This is a genomic window from Spirosoma areae (assembly GCF_054781775.1).
Genome location: NZ_BAAGTT010000040.1, coordinates 466,370 through 478,896, shown reverse-complemented (window position 1 = coordinate 478,896; position 12,527 = coordinate 466,370). Strand labels below are relative to the sequence as shown.

Below are 12,527 nucleotides of genomic sequence, written 5' to 3'. Positions count from 1 at the left end.
ATTCGTTGTTGAATTGGCTGGCCGACTCTCAGGCAGAAGCGGTCATACCGGCCAAGAAGAATCGACTCATTGAGCGTTCGATTGACGAGAACTTATACAAAGACCGCAACAAAGTAGAGCGCTATTTCAACAAGCTCAAGCAGTACCGACGGGTGGCTACTCGCTACGATAAGACAGCCAGCAGCTTTGCTGGATTTATTTACATAGCGTCAGCTTTGATTTTGTTAGCTTGAATGTCAACACGCCCTAGAACTTATTGAAATATTAAGCAGTGGCACAACACCAATAAGCGAATAACTCATTGATCTATAACTAACTTTTCTCAACACTAAACGAATCAACGTTATGAGCGTAAGTAGCAAATCCCGGAAAGAAAGCACGGAGTCAAATGCGGCCCAGCAGATGCACAACACAATGGGTATTCACCCTGACTTAGCGCAGTTGAATGACAAAAATTTAGACAACGACCTGCCCTCGCGCGTTGCCGACAGCAATGATACCGACGTGCCAGGCGACGCTGCTGCTGCTGAAGCTAATGCGTCGGACGATGAGCCTGACAGTATTACCGACGAAGCCATTGAAGAATCAAAACGGGCGTCGTGGGGACAGGCTCCCCTGCATCCCGATGCTGATGATGCCTCAACGGTAGGTAATGCCGACTGGAACCAGAGTACAAGCGAAGAAACCGTTCCGGCAACGCGGGCCAATGAGCCTGAGCGGACGCTGGGGAATGCTTAATTGACCTGCTCCGTAAAAAGGTTGTGCCCGTATGGGTGGTGTTAGATTTTCAAACCTGACACCACCCATACGGGCACAACCTTTTTACAGTAGCTCACTTCACCAGTTGGTTCAGCGTATAGCAAACCACCCGGTTCATGAGTTTTTTCTGACCGTTAGTGGCCCGGAGGTCGCCCATGGTGAGTTCATAAATCCGACTTTTTTTCAAGTCGGCAAGTTTCAGTGATACGGTTCTACGGTCGGCCGATAAAGTAATGGCCGAAACGGCTACCGTTTGAACATCTTTCTGCGGTGACCCATACGTTTGATGGTATTCGTAGTAATACGAGCGGAAATGGTAATTAGCCACTTCGCGGGCCGTTGCTTCATCAACCGGCTGTGTAAAGGTCAGGTCGAAGCCGATGGGAGTTAGTTTCATGGCCAGCAGGTCGAGCGGTGTGCCGGATTTATACCGTATGCGTTGAATGCCCCGGTCGCCTAACCAGCCATGGTCGGCCTGGCCCAGATATAAACTCCCGTCGGGGGCAAAAGCCAGCCGGTTATTGCCAATCCGCAGCGGTACACCATTCGAGCCACCTTTCTCGAAAAACGGCACGCAAGCGCCCTGAATCTGCCCCCCGACTTCATCGGGCAGGATGCGTAACAGATGAGGAAAATCCATTTCGCCCACAAACAGCTGACCCGCAAACGGCCCAAACTTGCCGCCGGAATTGTCGAACGCAATCTGCGTTGGCGAATGGGCCATCAACTCGTGTGGAAACGCAACGCTTTCCACGGTTCGCATACTGTCGAGGGCCTGAACCGATAGCGTTAGTGGGTCTACATCCGGGAAGCCCGGCCGCCAGACTAAACTGGCCGGATGTCCGTAAAATTTTCCTTCTTCAACGTGGTATAACTTGCTGGTACCGAGCCAGTCGCCCTGATTATCGGTAACAAACAGCCGCCCCTTTGCATCGAAGCCAATTCCGTTGGGCGACCGGAAACCACTGGCGTAGGGTTTTACCTTCCCATCGGGTGTAAGCTGCATGACCCAGCCCCGGTAGGGTACACAGGCATACATGCGTCCCTGCCGCCCCAGCGGGTCATACTGCCCACGAACTTCCTCCCGAATGCCCGCCCCATTAGAACCTGTATTGAGACTGAAATACAGATTCCCTTTTGCATCGCGCACGGGTCCAAAAGCAAATTCGTGGTAGTTGCCCGACATGCCAAACTGATCCGTTACGGTCTCATACTGGTCGGCCACACCGTCGCCGTTGGTATCGGTCACGCGGGTCAGTTCGGGCCGCTGAACCACCAGCAGTTGGTTGTTGCTGATGGCCACCACGCCCAGCGGATCGTGCAGCCCTTCGGCAAAAAGTTTCCAGGATTTAGTTTTGGGGTTATACAGCATCACCTCGCCCCGGTGAAAACAGGCCGCCATTCGCCCGTCGGGCAGGAAGGCCAGACCACCGGTTTCGGCCACTAAACCGGGCGGAGTTGGAATGGTCTCTATCTCGTAGTAGTCAGAAATTGTGTCGGCAGGAAAGAAGGACAAGAGCGAGGAAAGCAGCAAGGAAGCAAGCATTTTTTACTGTAGAATGAAGAGTGAATAATGACTGAACGAATAAAAAAACAGACAAAAACACACTATTCCTTTTTAATTCGTTGAAACCGTTAACGTGAACTGCCTGGTGCCGGGCGGCAGACGGACTTCGCCATTTTGCAAACGGCCTACCGATGGCGTTAGCCGGATGCCGGGTTGAGCGGCAGCGACAAACGAAACGGCCTGTTTTGTTGGGCTGAGTGTAAAGGTGCGAATAAGGCCGCGTCCACTGGCTACTGGTTTAATAAGTTCGCGTACATCGACTCCATTCACCACATACCTAAATTCAGGGTACCGATTGACCAGCCGATAGCCTTTAAACTGAGGTAGCGTGGCTACATTCCCAACCCGCCACGGGAAACTGCCGCTGTCCCGATAATAAATCTCACCGACAACTTTGCTAAACCGTTGCCCCTTGCCATCCCACTGTTCCGAATTGTCCACGAACCCCCCCGACCAGGCATAGCGCAGTCGACACTGGCCCGCATCGAACACATACGACTGGCCGCCGTCGGGGCCGGGCAAGCCTACGGCAATGGCCGCCGGTCCGCAATCGGGCATGAAGGTTCGGTAAACCGCCGGTAATTTGAGCGCGTAAGGGTGGCCGGATTCGGCCGCGTGGCGATGACCCGCTTCCGCCACACGGGCCGGGTTGGGCAGGTTCCGGTCGTCGTCCGGGCTGGGCAGTCGTTTGGGCTGGTTAGTGGCGTAGATGACGCCGTACATAACGTAGCCGTGGCCCGGATAAGTACACACAAACGGGTAAGCCCCTTCGGCAAGCGTCACCGTCAGTGAGTCGGTATTGCCCGGATCAACACTCACGGTATGCGCCAGTACTTCATCCATTAGCGGCACGTGATGTTGTGCCGGGCCTTTGGCTCCCAGCGCCAGCGCAAACTCAACCACGCGCAGCCGCGAATTAGGGCGGGTAACGACAAGGTTATGCTCCATGTCGTCTTTATTTCGAAAAATGAGTTTTAGCCGGGTATTAGGCTTGATAATGAGTCGTTTATGGTCAAATTGCAGGCCCTCCGCCGACGAAATGGTGATGATTGTGTCTCGCTGGGCCTGTGCTGTCCCTACGGACAGAAGTAGACCCACCAGCAGCAATAAATAGGTAGACATACCAGTAAAAGCAAAAAAACGCTGATTCTAACGGCTATTGTTGATGTGATGTCAGCATCTGACAACGTAATACACCAATTATTCGCCAATCAAACCCAATAATGTTTGCACGGCGTGGGGGGGGAGTAGGGTGCCGGCCCGTACCTGGGCTTCAAGGCTGACCAATTGTTCACGAATGCCGGGACGGGTATAAAACTGAGCATCCAGCGCCTGACGTACCAACGACCGAAACCAGATTAATTGCTGTTCCTGCCGTCGCTGGTCGCGGTGGCCGTTCCGGGTGGTCAGTTCCTGGTGCTGCTGAATGGTTTGCCAGACCCCGGCGATACCGAATGGCCCTTCGCTACCACTACTCAGGGCTGAGCAGGTTAGCACGGGCGGAAACCAGCCGGTACCGGTCGCGGGAAAAAGATGCAGCGCATTCTCATACTCCAGTCGGGCGCGGTTGGCCGGAACCTTGTTGTCGCCGTCGGCTTTGGTGATTACGAGCGCGTCAGCCAGTTCCATAATGCCGCGTTTCATACCTTGTAATTCGTCGCCTGCCCCGGCCAGCATCAGCAGTAAAAAGAAATCGACCAGGCCATGCACAACGGTTTCGGACTGCCCCACGCCCACCGTCTCGACCAGAATAATGTCGAACCCGGCGGCTTCGCATAGCAACATCGTTTCGCGGGTACGGTGGGCCACCCCACCCAGCGAACTCCCCGCCGGCGACGGGCGAATGTAGGCGCTGGGGTCCATGGAAAGCGTTTCCATCCGGGTTTTATCGCCCAGCAAACTGCCCCCCGACCGTTGGCTGGTGGGGTCGATGGTGAGCACCGCCAGCCGATGGCCGAGGCCCGTCAGGTATTTGCCAACCGTTTCGATAAACGTACTTTTGCCAACGCCCGGCACGCCCGTGATACCCACCCGGATGGAATTCCCGGTTTTGGATGAAATACCGGTCAGTACCTGCTGCGCCAGCGCCTGATCGTCGGGGCGCTGGCTTTCGACGAGCGTAATGGCCCGGCTCAGCAGCAGCCGGTCGCCAGCGAGGATGCCGCTGATGTAGTGGTCGGGGGGAAGGCGATCGCGCATGTAGCTCACAAAATGGAATCGACTAAGGTAAAAAACGGCGTTAACTCCGTTGTGCGTTCGGTGAGCCAGAGCATCCGCATTTCTGCTTTCTGGGAAACATCCGTCAGTTCGATGGTTTTGATGGGTAGGTTCTGCCCCCGCAAGGTCGAGGCCGGTTCAATGCTGATGCCCATGCCTGCTTCGACCAACCGCAGAACCGTTCCCGAATAAGCCGATTCATAGGCAATAATCGGTGAAAACCCATGTTCCTGACACATAGCCTGAATACGTTCGACATAGCCAATGCCCTCCGGCAACGGCGGCAAAATAAACGGCTCCTGAGCGAAAATGGATAGATCCGTGAAGGTTTCGCTGCAAACAGGATGGTTTTCAGGCAACAGCACGACGAAGTTTTCGGTATAGACAATCCGGCTGCTCACGTTGGCAGGTACAATAATATTGGGCGAAAAACCAACGTCGATGGCCCGGTTTTGCAAAGCTTCCATCTGAAACCGGTTTGTGGTTTCCATGAGCATGGCACGCAAATCGGGTGTTTTGTTCCGAATGCTGATCAGCAGTTTCGGCAAAATCGACTGCATGGCCGAACTCGCGTGGCCAATTCTAATTTCGCCGGCTTCGCCCCGGTGAATTTGCGCGGTTCGCCGGCAGGCCTGCTCCAATTGCTCAACCAACCGACCGGCCTCCTGTTGCAGATGCGCCCCGGCAGGGGTCAGGGATACATTGCGTTTGTTGCGTTTGAACAGCAACGCGCCTATTTCGTTTTCCAACTGCTGAATCTGCCGACTTAGTGCAGGCTGTGCAATGAACACGGACTCGGCGGTTCGGCGATAGTTCAACGTGTTAGCTAAGGCCAGAAAGTGCTTAAGCTGTAAAATATCCATTGATGCGTTTTGGCTATCAATTCATCAAAAATAAGCATTTCCAGGCATCAAAAATAAGTAGTTGCTTTGTCCTGAAAACCCATCAGCCATGAACGACCGTTTAACTGCCGCCTATTCGCCCGAAACCTTTCGCCAACAGGGTCATGCCTTAGTTGATCTGCTCGCTAATCACCTCGTTCAGGCCCAGTCTGGAACGACGCCAGTGTTGGCATACACCCCGCCCGACGAGCAGTTGGCGTATTGGCAGACCGACTTTGCCCAGCCTGTCAACCCCAATCCGACGCCGTTGCTGGCAGATATTGTCCAGCGATCCATTCACCTGCATAATCCAAAGTTTATGGGTCATCAGGTGGCGCCCCCGTTGCCGCTGGCCGCTTTGACGGGCCTGCTAACCGGTATGCTCAATCAGGGGCAGGCCGTCTATGAGATGGGCATGACTGCCAACGCCCTCGAACGCATCGTATGCGAATGGCTGGCGGGTAAACTCCAGTTGGGCAGCCAATCGGGTGGTTTTCTCACATCGGGCGGTACCCTCGCCAACCTCACCGCGCTGCTTACGGCCCGGGCCGTGGCGGTTGGATCGCCGAACTCACCTGTCGACGTTTGGGAAGCGGGTCACGACCCGACGAATCGGCTGGCAATTATGGTTTCCGAAGAAGCCCATTACTGCGTAGACCGGGCCGCCCGGATTATGGGGCTTGGTAGTGCCGGAATTATCAAGATTCCAACAAACGACCGCTTTCAGATGCGAACCGACCTGCTGGAGCCATATCTGGAGGAGGCAAAGCAGGCAGGCCTGACTGTTTTTGCGGTTGTGGGTAGTGCCTGCTCCACCTCAACCGGCTCGTACGATGACCTGACAGCCATTGCCGATTTCTGCCAGAAGCATAGCCTGTGGTTTCATGCCGATGGCGCACATGGTGGGGCTGTGGCCCTGTCGGACAGGTATCGGCACTTGATAAACGGCATCGACCGGGCAGATTCTGTGGTGGTCGATTTTCACAAAATGATGATGATTCCGGCCTTAGTTACGGCTGTACTCTACCGGCGAGATGCCGACTCTTACCGAACGTTTCAGCAAAAAGCGCAATACCTCTGGGCCGACTCTACCACCAAGGATTGGTTCAATTCCGGTAAACGGGCATTTGAATGCACAAAATGGATGATGAGTGCAAACGTGTATGCCGTTCTCCGAACCTACGGCGAGGAAATCTTTACGGCCAACGTTGACACACTCTACAACCTGGCACGCGGGTTTGCTGAGCAGGTACGCGCCCGGCCCGGCTTTGAACTGGCTGTTGAGCCGGAAAGTAACATCGTGTGTTTTCGCTGCATTATCGACGGCTACACACCTGAGCAGCTCGACCAGCTCAACACCCAAATCCGAAGCCGATTATTGACAGATGGCCGGTTCTACATCGTGCAGACGACCCTGCGTGAACGCGTCTATCTGCGCGTATCGCTCATGAATCCACTGACAACAGATGAGCATTTGACGGGGCTGCTGGATGCGATAAGTACGTGAAGTGACCTAAACGGAAACGGCCACGTCCGTTAATCACTACTTATTCGCCCGGAGGTGGCCGTCCAGGCTACGTTAAATCCTCCGGCGTTGTAATTTTAATGTTCTCGTAGGACCCATCGATGAGTGTAATGGGAAAACCGCTATGCTCCATGACACTGGCGCAGTCGGTAAAAAACGGTTGCTCGTTGGCCTGAAAAGCTTTCCTGAATAAATCGAGACGGAACGTTTGGGGCGTTTGTACTAAGCGGTACTGACTGCGGTCCACGGCCTGACTCGTGCCATCGGCACCAATCATCCGCACCGAATCTTTCACCGGTACGCAGGTCACGGCTGAGCCGGTGCGGGCGGCAGTGACAAAACTATGCTGAATAATTTCTGCGGAAACAAAAGGCCGCACCCCGTCGTGTACAGCAACTAACCCGTCGGTTGCCTGAATGGCATTGAGGCCGTTGCGTACCGACTGGAAGCGCGTAGTCCCGCCATGAACAGACTGAATGGTTGGATGGAAATTGTGTTCGTCGCAAAGTTTTCCCCACAGGAGTAGGTCACGGGCGGGCAGAACGAGAATGATCTGAACGGATGAGGGTTGGGTCGATGGGGAAACGGACCCAGGGAGTTGTACGGCCAGAAATCGCTCGATGGTATGCTGAAGAATGGGCTTGCCGTTGAGCAGTAAGAACTGCTTCGGCACATCGGATTTCATGCGGCTCCCACTCCCGCCCGCCACAATGATGGCAAAAAAATTAGTCGATACGGGGTTGCCCGGCGGTCGATAGTCGTCAGTCATCAGTAAAAAGCAAAGACCAGAAATACCATTGACTATCGACCGCCGGGCAACCCCGTATTGACTATTGACTGACGACTAAATGATCAGCATCGCGTCGCCGTAGCTAAAGAACCGATACTTCTCTTTTATGGCAACCTGATACGCTTCTTTGATGAGTTCGTGACCACCAAACGCACTGGTCATCATGATCAGAATCGACTCCGGCAAATGCAGGTTCGTCAGGAGTGAGTTGGCGATTTTGAATTCGTAGGGCGGAAAAATAAACCGATCCGTCCAGCCTTCAACCGGCTTCAGTCGGCTATTGGCCGATACCGACGATTCGATGGCTTTCAGCGAAGTCGTCCCGATGGCACACACGCGCTTACCGGCATCGAGCGCGGTATTGACAATCTGAGCCGACTCTTCGGGAATGCGGTAATTTTCGGAATCGGTTTTGTGCTTGGTCAGGTCTTCCACATCGACTTGCCGGAACGTACCCAGTCCAACGTGCAGCGTGACCGGCGCAAAGTGAATTCCTTTGATTTCCATGCGCTTCATCATGGCGCGGGTGAAGTGCAGGCCGGCCGTTGGGGCAGCAACAGCGCCAACATGCTGGGCAAAAACGGTTTGGTAGTCTTCGCGGTCGGCAGTTTCGGCTTCCCGGTTGAACTCGCGCGGAATGGGGGTTTCGCCCAGTTCGTCAACCGCTTTCATAAATTCCTCGTGGTTGCCATCAAACAGAAACCGGATGGTTCGACCGCGCGAGGTGGTGTTGTCGATCACTTCGGCAACCAGGTCGCTGTCGCCAAAATACAGCTTGTTGCCAACGCGAATTTTGCGGGCGGGGTCCACCAGCACATCCCAGAGTTTCATTTCCCGGTTCAGCTCGCGCAGGAGGAAAACTTCGATTTTAGCGCCTGTTTTTTCTTTATTGCCGTACAAACGGGCCGGAAAAACTTTCGTGTTATTGATCACCATCACGTCGCCATCGCCGAAATAGCTCAGCATATCCGAAAACTTCTTGTGTTCAATGGTTTTGGCTTTCCGATCAATGACCATCAGCCGCGATTCACCGCGCTCAACTGGATGTTTGGCAATAAGGCTCTCGGGTAAATCAAATTTAAATTCGGATAACTTCATAATGTGTCGGCACGAAAAAGAACGGCGTGTTTTTGTAAAGGCCGCAAATATACTGAAAAACCCGAAAAATTTGACATCTTCCGGGCAATTTTCTTGCAAATATCACAGAAATGACTATTGGGTGGTTGTTGGCTGGCTGATGGGTTGAACGGCTCCGTCGGTGTTGACATGCGCCCGGTCGGACAGGTCAAATTTAGCCATCAGTTCGGGCGAGACTTCATTGGCATAAGTTCCCTGTGGCGAGACAAAAACGCCCTTCATGCCGTTAGAGGCCGTAATGGCATATAGCGTCATCTCATCGCCGGGGTCCGATGTGCCCTCAAACCGGTGAAATTCATCGACGTTAAAGTCTTCACTCTTCAGCTTTGTTTCAGTACTTTTTTCTTCCAGAAAATCTTTTTTAGGACCGAACTCATGCGTGTAGCCCCGGCCATGAAGGTCTTCCATAGCTTCGGTCAGGGTGGTGAAATGTTTCATAACGGTACAGTGTTTGTATGGGTATAAAACTGAAAAAACAACGGATAGTTTGCTGCGTTACTGTTTTGGTTCCGTACAATCAGTTTAATGAACGCCCACGGCAAATCTTATCTTATAAGTTAGTTATTTTGCAGTAAAACCGTACCTTTTATGCTGACCCATACCCCGTCAATCGCTACGTTTACATTGATGCTGCTCTGCGTTACATCGTGTAATACCAGCGACCCCGAATTCAACGCCCCGGTAATTCCTGAACGCATCGCCTTCTCGGCCAGCCGCCAATATCCCGAAGGAATAACGTATGCCCCCTCATTCGATAAATTTCTGGTCAGTTCAGTTACGCAGGGTAAAGTCGGAACGGTTGACCAGAATGGTCGCTATGCCGACTTTGTATCAGCCGACGTGCTCATTAGCGGCATTGGCCTGAAAGTGAATGGCAATCAGCTTTATGTGTGTAACAGCGACCAGGGTGTTTCAGAAAAAAGTACGCCCAAAACGATACTGAAAACCGCCGGTTTGCTGGTATTCGATCTGGCTTCGCGCCAGTTGGTCAAAGCAGTTTCTCTGGATTCGCTGCTGCCGGGCGTCGATCATTTTGCCAATGACATGGCGTTCGATACGGATGGAAACACCTACATAACCGATTCGTTCGCGCCGGTTATTTATAAAGTAACGCCCGACTTCAAAGCAAGCATTCTGGTGAATGATCCGCAGTTTCTGGTCGAAGGCATCGACGGGGTGAACCTGAACGGGATTGTGTATCACCCTGGCAAGTTCCTGATCGTAGTGAAATCAAATGAGGGGAAACTCTTTAAAGTCGATCTGAATAGCCCCGGTAAGGTGACGCAGGTGACGGGTAATTTCAGCTTGCCGGGTGGAGACGGTATGGTGCTGTATAACAATGACTTATATGTTGTCAATGGCCGAAACAAAGTAACGCAGTTGAGCAGTTCGGATGGCTGGAAAACGGCTGCTGTGGTTAAAACAGATGCGGCTGGCTATGAACAGGCGACCACGAATGTGGTTGTAAATGACAAAATTTATACCCTCAACGCCCGGATAGGTGAGGTAAATGATGCGGCTATGCAGAAAAACCCGGCCAAACTCCAGGCCAGTGAGTATAGCATCCAGCAGTTTAAATAGCCAGGGGCGAGGTGCAGGGTGCTTCAACCTCCGCTCCAGGCACCCTGCTCAATGGCAGGCCGTAGCATAAGATGGGTAAACAAATCGGATTCACAGGCAATTAAGAGAGTTTTAATGCCTCAGACTTCGTGTTTACTCAATTTTATGCCAACGCAGCGTTTATGAAAATAACGTACATTTCCTGCCTTTTTTTAGTGGTTTCTGCGCTATGCCTCACCGCCTGCGACGATCACCGGCTTAGCCCAAATGCATCGTTTCCCAATCGAATTAATTTTGTTGCGGCCCGCCAATACCCGGAAGGAATTGCCTACTCCGCGCAGTTAGACCGGTTTGTTGTCACCTCCCTTACCCAGGGAAAAATTGGTACAGTCGACGTTGACGGGAACTATGCCGATTTGATCACGGCCCCTGAATTGATTAGCGGTGTTGGCGTGAAAGTAGCGGATGGGCGCATATTCGTCTGCAATGGCGATCAGGGCGCATCCAGCAAGAGCACTCCGCAAACGACCAATAAACTGGCTGAGTTGTTGGTATTTACGCTCAACAGTCGTCAGTTAGAGCGTCGCATAGACCTCGACGACTTGTATGCCAGCCCCCGGCATTTTGCCAACGACCTGACCATCCAGCCCGACGGAACAGTTTATGTGACCGACTCGTTCGCCCCGGTCATTTATAAAGTGTTGCCGACCGGGCAAGCCAGTGTGCTGGTCAATGATTCTCGGTTCAGTAGCATTGCTTTTGGCCTGAACGGGATTGTGTATCACCCCAATGGTTACCTGATCGTAGCCCAGACGGGCGCGGGTAAGCTCTATAAAGTCGATTTACAGAACGGTAATGCCATTTCGGAAGTAGGGGGTTTGCCCAGCCTGCCCGGCGATGGCCTGACCCTGCTCAACGGCGACTTGTATGTAGTGACGGGCAGCGGCAGTCGGGTGGCGCAGGTGCGGAGTACGGATAACTGGCAGACGGCGTCTATCGTCAAATTCGATGCCGACGGGTATTTTCAGGCAACAACCAACGTGGCAGTTAATGGAAGCATTTATACCCTCAATGCCCGCATTGGTGAAATCGGCGCGGCTATGGGCAATTTGGCATTGCTTCAGTCAAATGACTACAGCATTCAGAAGTTTAGGTGAAAAAAGCAGGGAGCAGGGTGCACGGATTGAAACGCTCCGTGTACCCTGCTCCCAGCACCCTATGCCCCCTGCTTTTTAATCCGGCAGCACTTTCACCATGATGTCTTTAAAAAAGACTTTGCTTTTCGGATCGTGACCTTGCAGGGCAACCGTGCCGCTGCTAAGTTTTTTGTTCGATTTGCCGTTGCTGATGCTGTCGGGTTCAGTATAGTTGTTAATGACCTTGTCGTTGACTTTGATAATCACGTTTTTGCCGTTCACAATGATGTGTTCGGTATACCACTCGTCGTCTTTCACAAACACCTCTTTCACGTCCTGAAGCGCATAGACACTGCCTGTTTTGCGCCAGTCGGTATGGGTTTGGTTGACCTGAATCTCGTAGCCTTTAGAGGGCCAGCCCGATGGTTGATAGGCGGTATGAATAAACATGCCGGAATTGGAGCCAGGCATGGTTTTCACCTGCGCCTTCCACTCAAAATTCCTGAAGTTGTGGTTATTCACCGGGCCTTCGTAGAATAGGTGCGCGCGTGGTCCGGCAACGACAATGGCGCCATCCTGAACGCTGAACGTTGCCGGACTCTCGTCGGTAAGTTTCCAGCCGTTGAGTGTTTTCCCGTCAAAGATACTGACCCAGCCGCTGGCGTTGGGGCGCGTGGTAAAGCTGATACAAATGCCAAGCAGTAACGTGACTGCTAAAAAAGTTAACCGGGTTTTCATGTGCCTACAATAAGTTATACAGTTCGGAATCGTCATCCATAAACAAAAGCACATAACCCCGTAAAACTAATCAACCGCACTTGCCACTACCCCGGTTGTCTGCCTGGTTCGTACCGTTCACAAGAATTTTTTAACGTATTGGCCCGCCTGTCGTTCATTGTTCATCGCTTGTGCAGCGCCGGTTCTTTGGCCGTGTAGCTACGACTCCCGGCGAATA

The 12,527-nt window shown here is 52.8% G+C and carries 13 protein-coding genes; 5 read left to right on the top strand and 8 right to left on the bottom strand.

Features of this window, described 5'->3' with window-relative positions:
- Both ACYVI1_RS25590 and ACYVI1_RS25585 read left to right on the top strand, forming a co-directional pair.
- On the top strand, positions 1-233 hold a 233-nt coding region (locus ACYVI1_RS25590), incomplete at its 5' end, for a transposase (protein WP_460913788.1).
- Between the two features lie 112 nt (positions 234-345).
- Positions 346-738, top strand: coding sequence for a hypothetical protein (locus tag ACYVI1_RS25585; protein ID WP_460913787.1), 393 nt, complete (start codon positions 346-348; stop codon positions 736-738).
- Between the two features lie 94 nt (positions 739-832).
- Here the strand turns inward: ACYVI1_RS25585 and ACYVI1_RS25580 are convergent, their stop codons facing one another.
- The 4 genes from ACYVI1_RS25580 to ACYVI1_RS25565 form a co-directional block, all read right to left on the bottom strand.
- On the bottom strand, positions 833-2,305 hold the full coding sequence (locus ACYVI1_RS25580) for a PQQ-dependent sugar dehydrogenase (protein WP_460913786.1): 1,473 nt from the start codon (positions 2,303-2,305) through the stop codon (positions 833-835).
- Positions 2,306-2,377: 72 nt separating this feature from the next.
- Positions 2,378-3,448 (bottom strand): plastocyanin/azurin family copper-binding protein, encoded by a 1,071-nt coding sequence (locus tag ACYVI1_RS25575; protein WP_460913785.1) that lies wholly within the window; start codon positions 3,446-3,448, stop codon positions 2,378-2,380.
- Between the two features lie 78 nt (positions 3,449-3,526).
- A complete protein-coding gene (gene meaB, locus ACYVI1_RS25570) occupies positions 3,527-4,525 on the bottom strand; it encodes a methylmalonyl Co-A mutase-associated GTPase MeaB (RefSeq protein WP_460913784.1) in 999 nt (332 codons plus the stop codon).
- Positions 4,526-4,530: 5 nt separating this feature from the next.
- Entirely contained in the window at positions 4,531-5,406 is an 876-nt protein-coding gene (locus ACYVI1_RS25565; RefSeq protein ID WP_460913782.1) for a LysR substrate-binding domain-containing protein, read from the bottom strand.
- 88 nt (positions 5,407-5,494) lie between these two features.
- Between ACYVI1_RS25565 and ACYVI1_RS25560 the strand changes: the two genes are divergently transcribed.
- Positions 5,495-6,931: a pyridoxal phosphate-dependent decarboxylase family protein gene (locus ACYVI1_RS25560; RefSeq protein ID WP_460913780.1), complete on the top strand. Its 1,437-nt coding sequence runs from the start codon at positions 5,495-5,497 to the stop codon at positions 6,929-6,931.
- Between the two features lie 67 nt (positions 6,932-6,998).
- Here ACYVI1_RS25560 and ACYVI1_RS25555 read toward each other — a convergent pair whose 3' ends face one another.
- The 3 genes from ACYVI1_RS25555 to ACYVI1_RS25545 form a co-directional block, all read right to left on the bottom strand.
- Positions 6,999-7,718 carry a 2-C-methyl-D-erythritol 4-phosphate cytidylyltransferase gene (locus ACYVI1_RS25555; RefSeq protein ID WP_460913778.1) on the bottom strand — a complete coding sequence of 240 codons (720 nt, stop codon included), beginning with the start codon at positions 7,716-7,718 and terminating at the stop codon, positions 6,999-7,001.
- 75 nt (positions 7,719-7,793) lie between these two features.
- Complete coding sequence (gene queA / locus ACYVI1_RS25550; protein WP_460913776.1) at positions 7,794-8,837, bottom strand: tRNA preQ1(34) S-adenosylmethionine ribosyltransferase-isomerase QueA; 1,044 nt, start codon at positions 8,835-8,837, stop codon at positions 7,794-7,796.
- A 114-nt stretch (positions 8,838-8,951) separates the two neighbouring features.
- The gene (locus ACYVI1_RS25545; protein WP_460913774.1) at positions 8,952-9,314 is read right to left on the bottom strand and encodes a hypothetical protein; all 363 of its coding nucleotides are present in this window, start codon (positions 9,312-9,314) and stop codon (positions 8,952-8,954) included.
- 150 nt (positions 9,315-9,464) lie between these two features.
- Here ACYVI1_RS25545 and ACYVI1_RS25540 point away from each other — a divergent pair, with 150 nt between their 5' ends.
- Positions 9,465-10,457, top strand: coding sequence for a gluconolaconase (locus tag ACYVI1_RS25540; protein WP_460913772.1), 993 nt, complete (start codon positions 9,465-9,467; stop codon positions 10,455-10,457).
- Positions 10,458-10,618: 161 nt separating this feature from the next.
- Positions 10,619-11,593, top strand: coding sequence for a gluconolaconase (locus tag ACYVI1_RS25535; protein WP_460913771.1), 975 nt, complete (start codon positions 10,619-10,621; stop codon positions 11,591-11,593).
- 75 nt (positions 11,594-11,668) lie between these two features.
- On the opposite strand, the gene ACYVI1_RS25530 is transcribed toward ACYVI1_RS25535, so the two are convergent.
- Complete coding sequence (locus ACYVI1_RS25530) at positions 11,669-12,310, bottom strand: 3-keto-disaccharide hydrolase (RefSeq protein ID WP_460913770.1); 642 nt, start codon at positions 12,308-12,310, stop codon at positions 11,669-11,671.
- Positions 12,311-12,527: the final 217 nt, after the last annotated feature.